The organism is Pseudomonas lutea (assembly GCF_000759445.1).
Classification (GTDB): Bacteria; Pseudomonadota; Gammaproteobacteria; order Pseudomonadales; family Pseudomonadaceae; genus Aquipseudomonas; species Aquipseudomonas lutea.
In genome coordinates this window covers 570,234-587,461 of the sequence record NZ_JRMB01000001.1, presented here as the reverse complement: position 1 = coordinate 587,461, position 17,228 = coordinate 570,234, and the positions used below count along the sequence as shown (strand labels likewise).

General features: G+C 63.1%; 16 protein-coding genes. 9 read left to right on the top strand and 7 right to left on the bottom strand.

Features of this window, described 5'->3' with window-relative positions:
• Nucleotides 1-42 precede the first annotated feature (42 nt).
• Together LT42_RS02455 and LT42_RS02450 are read left to right on the top strand one after the other, a co-directional pair.
• Nucleotides 43-2,745, top strand: a complete 2,703-nt coding sequence (locus tag LT42_RS02455; RefSeq protein ID WP_208855881.1) for a GAF domain-containing hybrid sensor histidine kinase/response regulator — start codon at nucleotides 43-45, stop codon at nucleotides 2,743-2,745.
• A gap of 152 nt (nucleotides 2,746-2,897) precedes the next feature.
• The gene (locus tag LT42_RS02450; RefSeq protein ID WP_037009653.1) at nucleotides 2,898-4,319 is read left to right on the top strand and encodes a sugar porter family MFS transporter; all 1,422 of its coding nucleotides are present in this window, start codon (nucleotides 2,898-2,900) and stop codon (nucleotides 4,317-4,319) included.
• 25 nt (nucleotides 4,320-4,344) lie between these two features.
• Here LT42_RS02450 and LT42_RS02445 read toward each other — a convergent pair whose 3' ends face one another.
• Together LT42_RS02445 and LT42_RS02440 are read right to left on the bottom strand one after the other, a co-directional pair.
• Nucleotides 4,345-5,040, bottom strand: coding sequence for a tRNA (adenine(22)-N(1))-methyltransferase (locus LT42_RS02445; RefSeq protein WP_037009652.1), 696 nt, complete (start codon nucleotides 5,038-5,040; stop codon nucleotides 4,345-4,347).
• 104 nt (nucleotides 5,041-5,144) lie between these two features.
• The gene (locus tag LT42_RS02440; RefSeq protein WP_037009651.1) at nucleotides 5,145-5,561 is read right to left on the bottom strand and encodes a RidA family protein; all 417 of its coding nucleotides are present in this window, start codon (nucleotides 5,559-5,561) and stop codon (nucleotides 5,145-5,147) included.
• Between the two features lie 130 nt (nucleotides 5,562-5,691).
• On the opposite strand from LT42_RS02440, the gene LT42_RS02435 reads away from it, so the two are divergent.
• The 6 genes from LT42_RS02435 to LT42_RS02410 all read left to right on the top strand — a co-directional run bounded on the left by LT42_RS02435 (nucleotide 5,692) and on the right by LT42_RS02410 (nucleotide 10,237).
• Complete coding sequence (locus tag LT42_RS02435; RefSeq protein WP_037009649.1) at nucleotides 5,692-6,618, top strand: LysR family transcriptional regulator; 927 nt, start codon at nucleotides 5,692-5,694, stop codon at nucleotides 6,616-6,618.
• Between the two features lie 16 nt (nucleotides 6,619-6,634).
• Entirely contained in the window at nucleotides 6,635-7,120 is a 486-nt protein-coding gene (locus tag LT42_RS02430; RefSeq protein WP_037009647.1) for a GNAT family N-acetyltransferase, read from the top strand.
• 68 nt (nucleotides 7,121-7,188) lie between these two features.
• Nucleotides 7,189-7,770, top strand: coding sequence for a TetR/AcrR family transcriptional regulator (locus LT42_RS02425; RefSeq protein WP_037012804.1), 582 nt, complete (start codon nucleotides 7,189-7,191; stop codon nucleotides 7,768-7,770).
• 58 nt (nucleotides 7,771-7,828) lie between these two features.
• Nucleotides 7,829-8,932: an alkene reductase gene (locus tag LT42_RS02420; RefSeq protein WP_037009644.1), complete on the top strand. Its 1,104-nt coding sequence runs from the start codon at nucleotides 7,829-7,831 to the stop codon at nucleotides 8,930-8,932.
• A 113-nt stretch (nucleotides 8,933-9,045) separates the two neighbouring features.
• On the top strand, nucleotides 9,046-9,789 hold the full coding sequence (locus LT42_RS02415) for an SDR family oxidoreductase (protein WP_037009643.1): 744 nt from the start codon (nucleotides 9,046-9,048) through the stop codon (nucleotides 9,787-9,789).
• A 61-nt stretch (nucleotides 9,790-9,850) separates the two neighbouring features.
• On the top strand, nucleotides 9,851-10,237 hold the full coding sequence (locus LT42_RS02410; protein ID WP_037009641.1) for a nuclear transport factor 2 family protein: 387 nt from the start codon (nucleotides 9,851-9,853) through the stop codon (nucleotides 10,235-10,237).
• A 922-nt stretch (nucleotides 10,238-11,159) separates the two neighbouring features.
• Here the strand turns inward: LT42_RS02410 and LT42_RS02405 are convergent.
• From LT42_RS02405 to LT42_RS02385, 5 genes are all read right to left on the bottom strand, one after another.
• Nucleotides 11,160-11,540, bottom strand: coding sequence for a VOC family protein (locus LT42_RS02405; protein WP_037009639.1), 381 nt, complete (start codon nucleotides 11,538-11,540; stop codon nucleotides 11,160-11,162).
• A gap of 323 nt (nucleotides 11,541-11,863) precedes the next feature.
• Nucleotides 11,864-13,201 (bottom strand): MFS transporter, encoded by a 1,338-nt coding sequence (locus tag LT42_RS02400; protein ID WP_037009636.1) that lies wholly within the window; start codon nucleotides 13,199-13,201, stop codon nucleotides 11,864-11,866.
• Nucleotides 13,202-13,359: 158 nt separating this feature from the next.
• A complete protein-coding gene (locus LT42_RS02395) occupies nucleotides 13,360-14,298 on the bottom strand; it encodes a hydroxymethylglutaryl-CoA lyase (protein WP_037009635.1) in 939 nt (312 codons plus the stop codon).
• Complete coding sequence (locus tag LT42_RS02390) at nucleotides 14,295-15,488, bottom strand: CaiB/BaiF CoA transferase family protein (RefSeq protein ID WP_037009633.1); 1,194 nt, start codon at nucleotides 15,486-15,488, stop codon at nucleotides 14,295-14,297. The genes LT42_RS02395 and LT42_RS02390 overlap by 4 nt, the downstream gene beginning before the upstream one ends.
• 104 nt (nucleotides 15,489-15,592) lie before the next feature.
• Entirely contained in the window at nucleotides 15,593-16,504 is a 912-nt protein-coding gene (locus LT42_RS02385) for a LysR family transcriptional regulator (protein WP_037009631.1), read from the bottom strand.
• A gap of 213 nt (nucleotides 16,505-16,717) precedes the next feature.
• On the opposite strand from LT42_RS02385, the gene LT42_RS02380 reads away from it, so the two are divergent.
• Nucleotides 16,718-17,185 carry a DUF305 domain-containing protein gene (locus LT42_RS02380; protein ID WP_208855880.1) on the top strand — a complete coding sequence of 156 codons (468 nt, stop codon included), beginning with the start codon at nucleotides 16,718-16,720 and terminating at the stop codon, nucleotides 17,183-17,185.
• Nucleotides 17,186-17,228: the final 43 nt, after the last annotated feature.

Here is a 17,228-nt window from a genome sequence, read left to right as displayed (position 1 = left end):
CGGTCCATCACCTTCCCGAATGCCCGTTTCGAGATGTCACCCATGAAGTCGGATAACGTACATATGCCTGCTCAAACCCCGGATTTTCTCCGCGGCGGCGGTGAAATGGGGCAATTGATCCGAGACTTCGACTGGGCGGCCACCTCATTGGGCGAGCCCGCGCAATGGCCGCAGTCGTTGCGCTCGGCCATCAGCATTTGCCTGCACTCAAGCTTTCCCACGGCCATCTACTGGGGAGCGGATTTCTGCCTGTTATACAACGATGCCTGGGCGCCGATTCCGGCGGATCGGCACCCGGCCGTGCTGGGCCGGCCGGCGCGCGAAGTCTGGGCCAGCATTTGGGACATCGTGGGGCCGCAAATGGAGGCCTCCGTCAGTAAGGGCGAAGGCTTCTCGGCGTTTGATCAATTGCTGATGATGGAGCGCGGCGGCCAACTGCAGGAAACCTGGTGGAACTACAGCTTCACGCCTATCCGTGGGGAGAACGGCCTGATCGCCGGCATTCTCAATCAGGGCCATGAGGTCACCGAGCGGGTGCTGGCCGAGCGGCGCAAGGCCGAAGAACTGGTGCGCCAGCGCAAAATGTTCGAGCAGGCACCGGGTTTCATCACCATTCTCAATGGCCCCGAACACCGCTTTGAGTTCGTCAATCAGTCCTACACCCGTCTGTTCGGCGAGCGCGATTACGTCGGCAAGACCATCTATGAGGCATTCCCGGAGCTGGGTGGCCAGGGCTTTTATGAGTGGCTCGATTCGGTGTACCACACGGGCGAGCGCCTGGTGCACCAACGCACACCGATCCAGCTGAGCCATCCCGATGCCCCGTCCGAAGTCCGTTACCTGGATTTCATCTATGAGCCCCTGCTTGACCCCGCAGGCCAGGTCACCGGGATCTTCTGTGAAGGCTACGACGTCACCGACGCGCACCTGTCCCGCGCAGCCCTTGAAGCCAGCGAAGCGGCGCTGCGAGAAGAAACGCGCACGCTGGAGACACTGAACCGGGTCAACGCCGAGCTGGCTGTCGATCTCGACCTTAAACGCCTGGTGCAGACCGTGACCGACGCCGGCCGTGAGATGACCGGCGCTGCATTCGGTGCGTATTTCCATAACATCGCCGACGACAACTTCGACCTGTTCACCCTGTCAGGCGCTCAGGCGCAGGACTTTGCCCACCTGCCCGGGCCTCGGGCGACGCCGGTATTCGCACCGACCTTTCTCAACGAAGGGGTCATGCGCTCCGACGATATCCTGCAGGACCCGCGCTACGGCCTGACCTCACCCCACTTCGGCCTGCCCGCCGGTCACTTGCCCGTGCGCAGTTACCTGGCGGTTTCGGTGGTGTCGCGCTCGGGAGAAGTGCTGGGCGGTTTGTTTTACGGCCATCCCGAGCCGGGGCGCTTCTCCTCCCGGCATGAAAACCTGATGTCGGCGCTGGCAGCACAAGCAGCCATTGCCTTCGACAACGCCACCCTGTTCCAACAAGTCCAGAGCGCCAACGAGACCCTTGAGCAGCGCGTGCTGGCGCGTACTCAGGAGTTGTCAGAAGCCCATTCAGCCCTGCGTCAGGCGCAGAAAATGGAAGCGGTCGGACAACTCACCGGCGGCATCGCTCACGACTTCAACAACCTGCTCGCCGGCATCCTCGGCAGCCTGGAAATGATCGAGCGGCGCATCGCCAACGGCCGGGTGGACGCTCTGGATCGCTACGTCAATGCCGCCCACGATTCGGCCACCCGCGCAGCGTTGCTCACCCAGAGGCTGCTGGCGTTCTCGCGACGTCAGACGCTGGACCCCAAACCGACCGACATCAACCGGCTGGTGGCGGGGATGGGCCAGTTGATCTCCTCGACCATCGGCCCGTCCATCAGCACGCAGACCCTCGCCAGCGGCGACCTGTGGTTCAGCAAAATTGACGCACCCCAGCTGGAAAGCGCGCTGGTAAACCTGACCCTCAACGCGCGCGATGCCATGCCCGGCGGCGGTGAGCTGACCGTGCGCACGCGCAATGTCGCCAGCGCGGACGCAGTCAGAATAGAGGCGCAACTGGCCGAGGGTGACTACATCGAAATCAGCGTGACCGACACGGGCACCGGCATCGCCCCGGAAATTCTCGACCGGATTTTCGATCCGTTCTTCACCACCAAACCCATCGGTCAGGGCACCGGCCTTGGCCTGTCGATGATCCACGGGTTCGTGCACCAGTCCGGCGGCACCGTCAGGGCGCGTTCCACCCCGGGCGCCGGCACCACCATCGCGCTGTACCTGCCGCGTTATTGCGGCGAAGCGGAGCCGGTGTCGAACCGATGCGCCTTGCAGGAACAGGGCTGCGGTGAAAGCGTGCTGGTGATCGACGACGAACCCCACGTGCGCATGTTGATGTGTGATGCCCTGCGCGAGCGTGGTTACCGGGTCAGCGAAGCGCAAGACGGCGCGTCCGGGCTACAAGTGCTGCGCGCCATGGAAGAAGTCGATCTGCTGGTGACCGACGTCGGCCTGCCCGGTGGCATGGACGGCCGGCAAGTGGCTGACGCGGCGCGGGCAATGCGCCCTGCCTTGCGGGTGCTGTTCGTCACCGGCTATGCGGAAAACGCTGCGGTCGACGGCGACCAGCTGGAGACCGGCATGGCCGTGCTGCTCAAACCGTTCGGCATCAACAATTTCACGCACAAGGTGGCCGAGATTCTGGGCCCTGGTTCGGCCGTCAGCCACGCTCAAACCGAGGCTACAACGGTCGCGAACGACTGAAACCATTCAGCCCCAGCTGCATTGGGGTTAACCCTCCGAGTAAGATCGTTGAGTTTTTTCGCCACGGCACGGAACTCACAGGGCCGACATGCCCCTAACCACGACGTCAGCGAGCAGGCACAACGCCGGTTCCACGAGAGGTTTAGGTTTTCATGTCTTCCAGTTCCCCATCCGCCGCCATAGGCCAACCAGGCGAACAGCGCGCTTCGGCGCGGCGCCTGATTTTCATCTCGGTCCTTGTCGCCACCATGGGCGCACTCGCTTTCGGTTACGACACGGGCATCATCGCGGGTGCCCTGCCCTTCATGACCTTGCCGCTCGACCAAGGCGGTCTGGGCCTGAACCCCGTCAGCGAAGGGCTGATCACCGCATCGCTGATCGTCGGCGCAGCCTTTGGCTCGCTGGGCAGCGGTTACCTGTCCGACCGTTATGGCCGGCGCGTGACCCTGCGCATGCTGTCGATACTGTTCATCGTCGGCGCGCTCGGCACGGCGACGGCGCCTTCGGTGCCGTTCATGGTCGCGGCGCGCTTCCTGCTGGGTATCGCCGTCGGGGGCGGTTCCGCCACGGTGCCGGTGTTCATCGCCGAGATCGCCGGGCCTTCGCGACGCGCAAGGCTGGTCAGCCGCAACGAACTGATGATCGTCAGTGGCCAGCTGCTGGCCTACGTGCTAAGCGCCGTGCTGGCAGCGCTGCTGCACACGCCCGGCATCTGGCGTTACATGCTGGCCATCGCCATGGTGCCGGGCATTCTGCTGCTGATCGGCACCTTCTTCGTGCCGCCATCGCCGCGCTGGCTGGCCTCAAAGGGCCGCTTTGACGAAGCGCAAGATGTGCTGGAACAACTGCGCGACACCAAAGACGCCGCCCAGCGCGAAGTCGAGGAGATGAAAGCCCAGGAGAAGCAGGCCCACAAGCGCGTGCCCGCCCGCGAACTGCTGCGTCAGCCGTGGATCCTGAAACTGCTGCTGATAGGCGTGGGGCTGGGGTTTACCGCGCAGTTCACCGGCGTCAACGCATTCATGTACTACACGCCGATCATCCTCAAGAACACCGGCATGGGCACCAACGCCGCGCTGACCGCGACCATCGGCAACGGCATCGTATCGGTCATCGCCACCCTGCTGGGCATCTGGGCCATCGGCCGCTACGGGCGTCGGCACTTGCTGATGACCGGCCTGGTCATCGTGGTGCTGATGCAGGCGGCCCTCGGTTGCGTCCTGCAGTTCATGCCGCAGAACCTGACCCAGAGCTACACCGCGCTGGCGTGCATTCTGGTGTTCCTGCTGTTCATGCAGATGTGCATTTCACCGGTGTACTGGCTGCTGATGTCGGAGCTGTTCCCGATGCAGGTCCGCGGCTTGCTGACCGGCACGGCGGTGTCGATGCAGTGGCTATTCAACGCCACCGTCGCGTTCCTGTTCCCGATTGCCGTGGACACGATCGGCAACCCGACCTTCTTCGTCTTCGCGGCCATCAACATCGGCTCGCTGATCTTCGTCTTCACCTGCCTGCCGGAAACCAAGGGCAAGTCCCTTGAGCAGATCGAAAAACACATGAAGAAGGAGCTCTGAACAAATCGGTCCAGGCTGCTGGTATTCAGCCCAGCAGCTCGGTGATCCAGCGAATCTGTAGCGACAGGTCGCTTATCGTTTGCTCGGGCACAGCACCTCGTGCCCGGGCAAGCCCTTCCAGCGTGCGGCGTTTACGGGCCAGCCCACGCTGCCACTTGTCGATGAACGCCGGACTGCGCGCCTGCAACTGCAGCGGCCCGAAATACAGCTCTTCGGGGCTGTAAGCCACCGGTCCGCTGCGCTCGGCCACGATGATTTCGTAATCGAAGCGGTTTTCCCGCAGCAGTTCCTCATGGAGGATGCGAAAGCCATTTTCCATCAACCACTGACGCAGCTCAGGCTCGCCGCCGTTGGGCTGCAAGATCAAACGCTCACGCCCGCTCAGCCGTGACAACCCGCTGTCGAGAATGTCGCGGATCGTCTCGCCACCCATGCCGCACAGGCTCACCGCCGATATCTCATCCGACGCGTCGATGGCACCCAGCCCATCCGCCAGGCGCACTGCAATCTGTTGCTCGAAGCCACTCTCGCGCACCGTCCGCCCGGCTGCAGCGAAGGGCGTCAGGGCGATTTCCCCGGCCACCGCCGCCTCAATCAGCCCTCGGCGCAGCAAAGCCACCGGCAAGTAGGCATGGTCCGAGCCGATGTCGGCCAGCCGTGCGCGGACTGGTACCTGCGCCGCCACGCGCTCCAGACGCCTGGACAAAGTGTGTTCGTTCAACTGCAGCCCTCTTCACCTGGCCGCCTGGCGCCAACGGCCAAAACGGGGCGCAGAGTCTGTCGGGCCGGGGCGAAGATTTCAACCGCCACCGGCCTGCTCCCACGCTAAGCCGCGTGAATCGCGGACGCTTTATCCGGCAGTTGCGCGATCACCTTGATCTCGAAATCAAAGCCGTACAGCCACGTCACTCCCACCGCTGTGATCGTCGGGTGCGGCGCCTCGCCCCAGAACTCTGGCACCACCTCCCAGGCGGTTTCAAATATCGATTCGGGATCGACCATGAACACCGTCACGTCGATCACATCGTCAAACGTGCAGCCCGCCGCCGCCAGAATGGCGTTGAGATTGGTAAACGCCAGTCGCACCTGCGCCCGCAGATCAGGTTCCGGCGAGCCGTCTTCACGGCTGCCGACCTGTCCCGAAACAAACAGCAGGCCCTGGGATTTGATCGCCGGCGAGTAGCGGTTGCGCTCGTACAGCGCGTGGCGGCCAGGCGGAAAAACAACGTCGCGAACAGTCATGTGAAACCTCCTTCAGCGGAGCGGGATGCTCCGTCGTTTCGATGAGGCCACTGTAGAGCGGCGGATTCGCTGGATAAACGAGCGAGGCTGATCAAGACTGTTTGCAATCCCCAAACAATCAGGTGGCGTGATGGACCGTTTCGACGCGATGCAGGCCTTCGTCCGGGTCGTGGAAACCGGCAGCTTCACCAAAGCGGCCGGCACGCTGCACATGAGCAAAACCACCGTCACGCAGTTGGTGCAGCAGCTCGAAGCGCGGTTGCGGGTCAAGCTGCTCAACCGCACCACGCGCAAGGTCAACGTCACCGCCGACGGCGCCGTGTTTTACGAACGTGCGGTGCGGGTGCTGGCTGACCTCGACGACGCCGAAACCGGCCTCTCCAGCGCCGCCGCCGCACCCCGAGGCCGCCTGCGGGTCGACGTGCCCAGCCCCTTCGCGCGGATGGTGCTGATCCCGGCGCTGCCGGATTTCCAGGCGCGCTACCCGGACATCCAGATCGACCTCGGCGTGAGCGACCGCATGATCGACCTCATCGGCGAAAACGTCGATTGCGTGGTGCGCGGCGGTGAGCTGACCGATCAATCGTTGATGGCGCGGCACATCACGGACCTGCGCCTGGGCGTGTATGCCGCGCCCGCCTACCTGGCGCGAACCGGGGTGCCCAGTCATCCCGGTGAGCTCGAAGACATCCGGCACTCCATCGTCGGTTACCGCTGGGCGCGTACCGGGCAGTTGTTTCCCATGACCCTGCAGCGTGAGGGCGAAAGCCTGCAGATCCAAAGCCGCTACCGGCTGGCCGTGGACGATGGCAACGCCTACCTCGCGGCGGGCCTTGCCGGCATGGGTGCCCTCTGGCTGCCGCAGTACATGGCCGAGCCTTCCGTACGCAGTGGCGAGCTGCTGCCGCTGTTCGAAGACTGGCAGCTGGAGCCGATGCCGATGTACATCGCCTTCCCGCCCAACCGGCACATCAGCATCAAGCTGCGGGTGTTCATCGACTGGGTTGTGGAGTTGATGGCCGACGGGTACAACAGCCGATCACCCGCAACCGCCTGACAAGGACGACAACGCCATGGACAACACCCTCCGCTACCGCGAAGCCACACCCGAAGACATCGCGGCGATCTGCGAACTGGGGCAACTGCTCAACGCCATTCACCACGCCGAGCGTCCCGATATCTACGCCGCCGAGACGACCGATTACAGCCGGGATGCGTCGCACTGGCAGGGCTTTTTGAGCAACCCGCAACAGGTGATCTACCTGGCGTTGATCGACGGACAGCCAGCGGGTTTTGTGAGCGCCGGGATGTTCACCGCCAGCGGGCCGCTGCTGCAACCGATGACCTTCGCGCGGGTGGGCTCGGTGTGCGTAGCGGAGCGATTTTGGGGCAAGGGCCTTGGGCGTGGGTTGATGGAGCAGGTGCGGGTGTGGGCGGAGGAGCGTGACGCGAAGGATATTCGGCTGTCGGTGTGGGCGTTCAATGGCCGGGCGCGGCGGATGTACGAGGAGTTGGGGTATGAGGTGCGGGCGCTTGAGATGGGATTAGAGGTGAGGTAAGGCCTTTCATCGGGGCGCTGGACTGGTTGTAGACGACCGGTCAGTTTTGCCCTATGGTGTTGCGCATTATGAAGAAACCCAACCTGGAAATGCGCCAACACATCATCGACGTAGCCAAGTCGCTGATGACCCACAAAGGCTACACCGCCGTGGGCCTGGCTGAAGTCGTGAGCGCGGCGGGCGTGCCCAAGGGCTCGTTTTACTATTACTTCAAATCGAAGGAAGAGTTCGGCGCCGCGTTGCTTGACGAGTACTTCTGCGAATACCTCGGCCGCGTCGAAACGGTCATGACACGATCAGGCAGCGGCGCTGAAAAGCTGCTCGCCTATTTCGATTACTGGATCGAGACCCAGGGTGCTGATCATCCGGAAGGCAAGTGCCTTGTGGTCAAGCTGGGCCCGGAGGTCTGCGACCTGTCCGAAGACATGCGCAGGGTGCTGGAGGCCGGCACCGCGAAGATCATCAAACGCATCACCGCCTGCGTCGACACGGGCGTGGAAGACGGCAGCCTGCACATCGAGGAAAGCAGCGAGGCCTTCGCCGAAACCCTGTATCAACTATGGCTGGGCGCTTCCCTTCTGGTGAAGGTCAACAAGTCCACCACGTCCTTCGACACGGCCATGAGCCTGACCCGACGCCTGCTGCGGTAGCAGGCGCTTTTTTTTGGAAGATTGGTAGACGACCGGTCAAATATGCGAGTAATTATCAATGAGTGACATCAGCAACAGCACCGATTTGTTTTCTCCTGTGCAGATAGGCGCCATCACAATGGCCAACCGAATCGTCATGGCGCCCGTCACCCGCAGCCGCTACGAAGAAGACGGCGTGCCCGGTGAACTGCATGCCACCTACTACGCCCAGCGCGCCACCGCCGGGTTGATCGTCGCCGAAGCCACCAACATCTCGGCCCAGGGGCGCGGCTATGCGGCAACCCCCGGGATCTGGAGCGAAGCGCAGGTCGCTGGCTGGCGCACCGTCACCGATGCCGTACACGCGGCCGGCGGCAAAATCGTATGTCAGCTCTGGCATGTGGGCCGGTTCTCCAGCGTTGAGCTGCAGCTCAGTGGAGAAGCCCCGGTCGCGCCGTCCGCCATTCAAGCCGAAGGCAACACCTACACGGCCAACGGCTTCGTCCCGGTGTCGATGCCCCGCGCGCTGGAAACCGACGAGATCCCCGGCATCATCGAGCAGTACAAGCACGCTGCCGAGAACGCCAGGCGAGCAGGTTTTGATGGCGTTGAGGTCCACTCGGCCAATAGCTATCTCCTGGATCAGTTCCTGCGCGATTCAACCAACCAGCGTACCGACCCATACGGCGGCTCGATCGAAAACCGCGCCCGGCTGACGCTGGAGGTCACCCAGGCGATCGTCGACATCTGGGGCAACGACCGCGTGGGTATTCGCCTGTCGCCGGTCACGCCAGATGCGGGCAACACGCCGCCGGACAGCAACGTGAAGGCGTTGCACGGCTACCTGATTCAGCAACTGAACCGCTTCGACCTGGCGTATTTGCACTTTGTCGAAGGTGCCACCGCGACCTCCCGCGAAGTGCCGGAAGGCGTCGACATGGATGCGCTGAGCGCTCAGTTCAACGGTCCGTTCATTGGCAACAATAACTACGATCTGGACATGGCCATCGAGCGCCGCGCCCAGGGCAAGATCGACGCCGTCGCGTTCGGTCGCCTGTTCATCTCCAACCCGGACCTGGTCGCACGTCTGCGCCATGGCGCCGAGCTCACCATCGCCCCGCGCGAAAGCTATTACGGCGGCGGCGCCAAGGGCTACACCGACTGGCCGCTGGGCACTTACTAACCCCCCTGGCGAACCGCACCGCCTTCAGACGCTGCAGTAACCAACGGCGTAACGGCAAGGCTTTCCCGGGAAAGCCGACGCTGCCCGCACGCCCTGAATTTAGGAACATGAAGATGAATTATCTGGACAAGAAAACCGCCATCGTCACCGGCGCGTCGTCAGGGATCGGCGCTGCAACGGCCAGAGCGTTGGCCGCTCAAGGGGCCAACGTCGTAGCGGCTGCACTGGATGAGAAAGGCCTCGAATCCCTCGTCAGTGAACTCCGCACTGCGGGCTTAGAGGCGTCCAGCTTTGTCACCGACGTCACCGACGCTGAACAGACCCGCGCTCTGGCGCAGTTCGCCAAGGACACCTACGGCTCGGTCGACATCCTCGTCAACAACGCCGGGCTGATGCTGTTCTCCAACTGGGTCGATGTTGTGACCCGGGACTGGAACGCCATGATCGACGTCAACATCAAGGGCTACCTGAACACCATCGCTGCCGCCCTGCCCTTCATGCTGGAACAGAAGTCCGGGCAAATCCTCAACATGGATTCGGTGGCCGGCCACCAGGTCGGCCCCGGCGCCGGCGTCTACAGCGCGACCAAGTTCTTCGTGCAGGCCATCACCGAATCGATGCGCAAGGAACTGGGCGTCCACCACGGCATTCGCGTCAACACCGTCAGCCCCGGTGTTATCAACACCGGCTGGGCGGACAAAGTCACCGACTCGGCCGGCCGCAAAGCAGCACAAGCGCTCAACGAAATCGCGATTGCACCGGAAGACATCAGCCGCGCCGTGATCTACGCGCTGAATCAGCCGGCCAACGTCACCGTCAACGACCTGATCATTTCACCCACCCGACAGGACTGGTGATTGCGCGGCTGTTGGCCATTGAAGCTATCGCCTATCCAACTCAAACCCTGGAGTCATAAACATGAGCAAGAACATCAAAGCCGTTGCCACCCACGACTACAACGCCGTCATCGAAACGGCCAGCCGCTACGTTAAGGGCCTGCGCGAAGGCAACGTTGCGACCATCAAGCAGGCCTTTCATGAAGAGGCGGTGATGTACGGTTTCACCAACGGGCAGCTTCTGGGCGGGCCGATTGGCAACCTGTACAGCTTCGTCGAGAGCAACGGCAAGGCGCCGGACATCACGACGCATCTGGATGTCCTGGCGATTACCCCGACCACGGCGGTGGTACGGGTGGACATGGAGAAGGACGCCATTGGCGCGGATTACAACGACTACCTGACGTTGATCAAGATCAATGGGGACTGGAAGGTGATTGCGAAGGTTTATCACCAGTTTGGGGGGTAGGCCCCGACGCCGATTAGGGACGCATGCCCGGGGTTTCGACCTCGGGCATGCGCCCTGCTTGTAGCGGCCGGTGTGGTGCGGTTAAGTCCACGTCGCACATTTTGCAGCAGCCGGCTTGCTGGCGAACGCATTTTCGCCAGTCACTATCTTCATATTTGACAGACCGCGCTCGCCATCAAGCCGGCTCCTACAGAGAATGCGGTAGCCCGGACGCCGTGTGCATGGCGCCTGACGCATTCTGGGACCGGCTTCAGCCGGGAAGGCGTCAGATGTCACGCCGCAGGGCTGATGCCGTGCCCACATTTCGTAATCTCACGCCGCCGAACCGATGCCGTGCTCCCAGTTCGTAATGCCTCGCCGCCGAACTGATGCGCTACCCAAATTTCGCAATGTCACGCCGCCGAATTGATGTCGTCCGCAAAGTTCGTAGGAGCCGGCTTGCTGGCGAATGCATTGTGCCAGTCACCATCCCCTTATTTGACGGACCGCGTTCGCCAGCAAGCCGGCTCCTACAGAGAATGTGGTAGCCCGGACGCCGTGTGCATGGCGCCTGACGCATTGTGGGACCGGCTTCAGCCGGGAATGTGTCAGATGTCACGCCGCAGGGCTGATGCCGTGCCCACATTCCGTAATCTCACGCCGCCGAGTTGATGCCGTTCGCAAAATTCGTAGGAGCCGGTTTGCTAGCGAATGCATTGTGCCAGTCACCATCTCCCTATTTGACGGACCGCGTTCGCCAGCAAGCCGGCTCCTACAGAGAATGCGGTAGCCCGAACGCCGTGTGCATGGCGCCTAACGCATTGTGGGACTGGCTTCAGCCGGGAAAGCGTCAGATGTCACACCGTCGAATTGATGACGTGCGCGTGTCGTAATGTCACGACACCGAATTGATGTCGTTCGCAAAATTCAGCCCATCAGCCCATCAGCCCATCAGCTCGGAAATCTCGATCAGGTTCAAATCCGGATCGCGCACGTAAACTGAACGGATCGGCCCGGTCGCGCCCGTGCGGTCGACCGGGCCCTCAATGATTGGCCACTGTTCTTGCTGCAGATGCGCGATGACTGCGTCCAGGCCTTGGCTGGCGATGAAGCACAGGTCCAGCGCGCCCGGCACTGGCAGGTGCGCCTTGGGCTCAAACTCATGACCGCGCTGGTGAACGTTAATTTTCTGGTTGCCGAAACAGAAGGCCAGGCGGCCGCTGCCGAAGGTTTCCAGGCGCATGCCCATCACCCGCACGTAAAAGTCCTTACAGGCTTCGACGTCGATGGTGGTCAGGACCAGATGGTCGAGGTGATCAATCATTACGTGCGCTCCATGGAATCGTCAGCCGGGCGCGGCCATCATCGGCCGCCTGCCGGTGCGTTCCGGACGGGTTGAGTAGTGAGTCCCGATCATCCCCGAAAAACAGCACCCTGCACATCCAGGCAAGCGCTTTGTCGGGAATGGCGCCGACGCGTACAACAGCGCCGGCATCGGTCGGCGTCGTCGGCAGCGACAGCCATCGGCATTGGCATTGGCATCAGCATCAGCATCAGCATCAGCAGCCATTGGCATTGCCACCGGCATTAACACCGACATCAACACCGGCCGGGCACGGCACCGATGTCAGCGCCCGCCTGCTGCGTTCAGCCCTCGTTCTTGTCCAGCGTCCGCAATTTCTGCGGCAGTGCCCACATCAACAGCGCCGCAGCGATCAGGCTGCTCACCCCGATCACGTACAGCGCCGGGGTCGTGCTGCCGGTGAGGTCTTTGATAGCGCCGACCATCACGGGGCTGACGATGCCGCCAAACTGCCCCAGTGTGTTGATCAGCGCAATGCCACCGGCAGCGCCGGCACCTGCGCCGGCGAGGAGCTTGGGCGGCAGTGTCCAGAACGCGGGGATCGACGCGACGATGCCGCCGCCCAGCATCGCCAGAGAGACGATGAGCAAGCTGGTGTGCTGAGCGAATATGCCGGCGCTGAAGAAGCCGATGGCCCCCAGCACCACCAGCCCGCAGACGAATTTGCGGCGCTCGCCGCTGGCGTCTGACAAGCGTCCCACGACGATCATGCTGATGGCCCCGAAGATATAGGGAATCGCCGTGAGCAGGCCGATGACTACAGGGCTCTCGACGCCCGCGCTGCGGATCAGCTGCGGCGCCCAGAAATTCAAGCCGTAGGACGCCACCTGGATGAGGAAGTAGATGAGCCCGAGCATGAGAAAGCCGGGCATTTTCAGCGCCGTTAACAGCGAGCCGCCGTGCTTGTTCGGCTCATGCTGGGCAATGCGGCTGGACAGATGGGCTTTCTCGGCATCGGTGAGCCAATGCGCATCCGCGACCCGATCCTTGAGCAGCTTGAGCACGGCGAAACCCAGCGCGATGCACGGCAGGCCGCCGAGCAGGAACAGCCAGTGCCAGCCGCGCATGTGCATTACGCCGTCCATGTGCCCGAGCACCAGGCCCGAGATCGGTGCCCCGAGCAACCCGGCAAACGCCGAGGCCAGGAACAGAATCGACGTGATCCGGCCACGGTAGGTCTGCGGAAACCACAGCGTCAGGTAATAGAGCACGCCCGGCGCGAAACCGGCTTCCATGGCACCGATGATGAAACGCAGCACGTAGAACTGCCATTCGGCGTTGACGAACACCATGAGCGCGGTCGCTATGCCCCAGGAGATCATGATCCGGGCGATCCAGCGCCGTGCCCCGACCCGGTAGAGCATGATGTTGCTCGGCACTTCAAACAGCACATAGCCGATGACGAACAGACTGGCGCCCAGGCCATACGCCGTGTCGCTCAGGCTCAAGTCGGTCTGCAGCTGAAACTTGGCGAAACTGATGTTGATGCGATCGAAGAACGCAAACAGGTAGCAGACCATGATCAACGGCATGAGGCGCCACGCGACCTTGCGGATCAGTGCTTTTTCAGCGTTTACAACCTCGGCGAGGCTGCTGTCCGGGGTCAGAACAGAAACGGTCATTGCGGTTACTCCAGAGGGACTTCCCGTAGGCGTCCTATTGTTTTTGTTGTCTGGCCGAGCGCGCAGGCGGCGTGCTCGCGAGTGCGTGAATCCTTGATGTGGCTAAAGCCGGCCGCGCCTCGCCTGTCATCTCGGGGCGCAGGCCGGGCGGCACAGGTTTAGCCGGGCAGGTTTTCCGGCGCCGGGTGCAGGTCACAATTGCGCCCGGCCTTGGCCACCTGGCCCGGCATCTCGTGACCCAACAGCGCAGGCAGGCCGCGCGACAGATTGAGCAACAGCGGCAGATCGATGCCGGTCTCGATGCCCATCTCGTCGCACAGGTTCACCAAATCCTCCGTGCAGATGTTGCCCGACGCGCCTGGCGCGAACGGGCATCCACCCAGCCCGCCGAGGGACGCATCGAAGCGCCGCGCGCCGGCCTCATACGCCGCCAGCACGTTGCTCAGGCCCAACCCGCGCGTGTTGTGAAAATGCAGCGTCAGCGCCGACGCCGGCACCCGGCTCAACACGCGCTGTACCAGGGCAAAGACCTGACGCGGGTTGGCCATGCCGGTGGTGTCGGCCAGTGTCACGCCGTGCATGCCCAGCGCCAGATAAGCGTCGACGATCTGCAACACGCGGTCCTCATCAATGCGGCCCTCGAAGGGGCAACCGAACGTAGTCGCAATGGAACCGTTCAGGCTCAGCGACGTGCCAGAAGCCAGCGCCGCCACATCGGCGAACGCGGCCAGCGACTGCTCGCAGCGCATGCGCATGTTCGCCAGGTTGTGCGTCTGGCTGGCGGACATCACCAGGTTCAGCTCATCGGCGCTGGCCTCGATGGCCCGCTGCGCGCCGCGTAGATTGGGGATCAATGCGACGTAGGTCACGCCAGGCTGGCGTGCAATGCCGCGGAACACCTCATCGCCGTCACGCAGCGCCGGGATGGCCTTGGGCGAAACAAAAGAACCGGCTTCGATACGGCTGAAGCCGGCCAGAGAAAGCTGATTGATCAGGGCAATCTTGTCGGCGGTTTCCACCCAGGTCGGCTCGATCTGCAAGCCGTCGCGCGGCGAGACTTCCTGCACGATCAGGCGCTGGGAAAAGTCGGTGATCATTGCACCACCCCGCTGGCTTTGAGCTGGGCAATGTCGGCGGCCGTCATGCCCAGCTCGCCGAGCAAGCTGTCCGTGTGTTGGCCCAGCGCGGGGCCCTGCCAGTTGACCGAGCCGGGCGTGTCGGAGAGTTTCGGGACGATGCCCGGCATCTTCACCGAGGCCCCGCCCGGCAGCTCGGCGTCGAGAATCATCCCGCGCGCCTGATAGTGCGGATCGGCCACGATGTCCGCCACGTTATAGATACGCCCCGCCGGCACCTCTGCCTGCTCCAGTGCCTTGAGCACCTCATCGATGGGCCGCGCCGAGGACCAGGCGCTGATCGCGGCATCGAGCAGGTCGCTCTGCGCAGCGCGGCCATCGTTGTGGGCGAACGCCGGGTTTTCGCCCAGATCATCGCGGCCGATGGCCTGCATCAGGCGCTTGAAGATCGGATCGCTGTTGCCGGCAATCACCACGTAGGCGCCGTCGGCCGTCGGGTAGGTATTGGACGGCGCAATGCCCGGCAACGCGCCGCCGCTGCGCTCGCGCACATGGCCGAGCATGTCGTACTCCGGCACCAGGCTCTCCATGACGTTGAACACGCTCTCGGCCAGCGAGACATCGACGACCTGGCCGTCGCCCTGGCCGGTCTTGACCCGCAGCAGCGACATCAGCGCGCCCATCACCGCGTGCATCGAGGCCAGCGAATCGCCGAGGCTGACGCCCACTCGCGCAGGCGGCGAGCCCGGCGTGCCGGTGGTGTAGCGGATGCCGCCCATGGCCTCGCCAATGGCACCGAAGCCGGGACGGTCGCGATAAGGGCCGGACTGGCCGTAGCCGGAGATGCGCACCAGGGTGAGTTTGGGGTTGAGCGCGTGCAGCACCTCCCAGCCCAGGCCGAGCTTTTCCAGCGCGCCGGGCCGCAGGTTTTCGATCAGCACGTCCGCGCTTTCAGCCAGCCGCTTGACGATGTCGATGCCTTCGGCGGATTTGAGGTTCAGCGAGAGGGATTTCTTGTTGCGTGACTGCAGGTACCACCACAGCGACGTGCCTTCGTGCAGCTTTCGCCATTTGCGAAGCGGGTCGCCCTGCCCCAGCGATTCGATCTTGATCACTTCGGCGCCGAACTCGCCCATTAGGCGGGCTGCAAAGGGTGCGGCGATCAGCGTGCCGATTTCGATGACGCGGACGCCTTGAAGGGGGCCAGTCATGGAGTTACCTCGAGTCTTTCTTGGAATTTGTAACCCAGACTAGAGGCGCATCTTGAGCAAATCCAACCGTCAGTTGGCAACAGCCGTTCGCGAAACGCGAAGGCTCAGTCGTCGTGGCGCTGCAGGTGCTCGAACAGTAACTGGCTCACCGGCGACAGCGCGCCCGTGTCGCGCACCACCAGAATCAGCGTGCGCCGCGCCCACGCATCGCTCAAGCCCACGGCCTTGAGGCCCAACGACGGGCCGAGCAGATCGAACGCCCTGCGCGGCAACACGCCAATGCCCATGTCCGCCTGGACCATCCGGCACATCGCATCGAAGCCCGGGACATGGATGCGCACCCGCAGCGGCCGACCATGGGAACGCGCAGCGTTCTGGGTGCGCATGTTGATCGAGCTGGCGGCGTGCAGGCCGATGTAATCACTGCCGAGGGTGTCTTCGAACGCGACCTGCGTCCTGCCGGCCAGCGGATGATCGGGGCGCATCACCACCACCAGTTCGTCGCGGCGGTAAGGAGCGCTGAGCAGGCCCTGCACGTCGGTGTCTTCGGAACAGATGCCGATGTCGGCAACGCCGTCGACCAATCCCTGCACCACGCCGTTGCTCGGCCGCTCTTCGAGGTCCACCTTGACCAGCGCATGGCTGGCGACAAAATCGTGAAGGTCCTCGGGCAAAAACTGAATGATCGCCGACAGGTTCGCCAGCATGCGCACGTAGCCGCGCATGCCCTGCAGGTGCTCATCGAGTTCCAGGCCCATCTTTTCCAGATCGGAAAGCATGCGCCGGGCATGGTGCAACAACGTCTCCCCCGCCGCGGTCAGCCGCATGCCTTTGGCATTGCGCACGAACAGGCCGATGCCGAGCACTTCCTCCAGCTCCATCAGGCGCTTGCTCGCCGCCGACACCGCAATGGCTTCCCGGCTGGCCGCGCGGGTCAGCGTGCCTTCCTCGTACACTGCAACGAACAGTTTCAGGGTGATCAGATCAAGACGACGGAGGAGATTTTTCTGCAGCATGGAGAATGCCCGGCCATGGGGAGGGCCGAAGCATACACCGGGCAGGCGATCACACCAGCCGCGCGCCACCATCGATGTTCAGCACGGCGCACGATAATGGCCTGCCCGTGCGTAGCGCTTGCGCTGCAGAAGAGAGAATCGAAAACGCCCGGGGAATAAATCCGCATCGAGCGTCGTCCTTCTTGTGAACGCTTCAGCCAGGAGGAAACGCACATGTTGAAATTCCATCGCCGCATGATCATCGGCGGACTGGTCCTGCACCTTGCAGGGCTGTCTGTCGCCCAGGCGCACGAAGGCCATATGCACGGCGATGCCGGCGATCCCGTAGCCACCGAGGCGCCTTTCATCAGCGAGAACAACGCTGCGATGGACAAGATGATGGCCGGGATGGACGTCAAGCCCAGCGGCGACGTCGATCGCGACTTCGTCGCCATGATGACTGCGCATCATCAGGGTGCCATCGACATGGCGTTGAGCATCCTCAAGTACGGCCACAACGAACAACTCAAACGCATCGCCCAGGAAATCATCGTTGACCAGCAGCAGGAAATCGCGGCCATGGCCCTGGCTGTCGGGCAACCGCTGCCCCCTTCTGTCGCCGCGCCCACCCAAGGGCCTGCCCAATCGCCTGCGCAACCGCCCGCACAATCGACGACCCGGCCACCTGTCACCCAGCCTTGATTGCCTACCCCTTGATTGCCAACCCCTTAATTGCCAACCCCTG

Coding starts and splice junctions, on each gene's coding strand:
- LT42_RS02455 (WP_208855881.1), top strand. CDS start 43: ATGAAGTCGGATAACGTACATATGCCTGCTCAAACCCCGGATTTTCTC.
- LT42_RS02450 (WP_037009653.1), top strand. CDS start 2,898: ATGTCTTCCAGTTCCCCATCCGCCGCCATAGGCCAACCAGGCGAACAG.
- LT42_RS02440 (WP_037009651.1), bottom strand. CDS start 5,561: ATGACTGTTCGCGACGTTGTTTTTCCGCCTGGCCGCCACGCGCTGTAC.
- LT42_RS02435 (WP_037009649.1), top strand. CDS start 5,692: ATGGACCGTTTCGACGCGATGCAGGCCTTCGTCCGGGTCGTGGAAACC.
- LT42_RS02430 (WP_037009647.1), top strand. CDS start 6,635: ATGGACAACACCCTCCGCTACCGCGAAGCCACACCCGAAGACATCGCG.
- LT42_RS02425 (WP_037012804.1), top strand. CDS start 7,189: ATGAAGAAACCCAACCTGGAAATGCGCCAACACATCATCGACGTAGCC.
- LT42_RS02420 (WP_037009644.1), top strand. CDS start 7,829: ATGAGTGACATCAGCAACAGCACCGATTTGTTTTCTCCTGTGCAGATA.
- LT42_RS02415 (WP_037009643.1), top strand. CDS start 9,046: ATGAATTATCTGGACAAGAAAACCGCCATCGTCACCGGCGCGTCGTCA.
- LT42_RS02410 (WP_037009641.1), top strand. CDS start 9,851: ATGAGCAAGAACATCAAAGCCGTTGCCACCCACGACTACAACGCCGTC.
- LT42_RS02405 (WP_037009639.1), bottom strand. CDS start 11,540: ATGATTGATCACCTCGACCATCTGGTCCTGACCACCATCGACGTCGAA.
- LT42_RS02400 (WP_037009636.1), bottom strand. CDS start 13,201: ATGACCGTTTCTGTTCTGACCCCGGACAGCAGCCTCGCCGAGGTTGTA.
- LT42_RS02395 (WP_037009635.1), bottom strand. CDS start 14,298: ATGATCACCGACTTTTCCCAGCGCCTGATCGTGCAGGAAGTCTCGCCG.
- LT42_RS02390 (WP_037009633.1), bottom strand. CDS start 15,488: ATGACTGGCCCCCTTCAAGGCGTCCGCGTCATCGAAATCGGCACGCTG.
- LT42_RS02385 (WP_037009631.1), bottom strand. CDS start 16,504: ATGCTGCAGAAAAATCTCCTCCGTCGTCTTGATCTGATCACCCTGAAA.
- LT42_RS02380 (WP_208855880.1), top strand. CDS start 16,718: ATGTTGAAATTCCATCGCCGCATGATCATCGGCGGACTGGTCCTGCAC.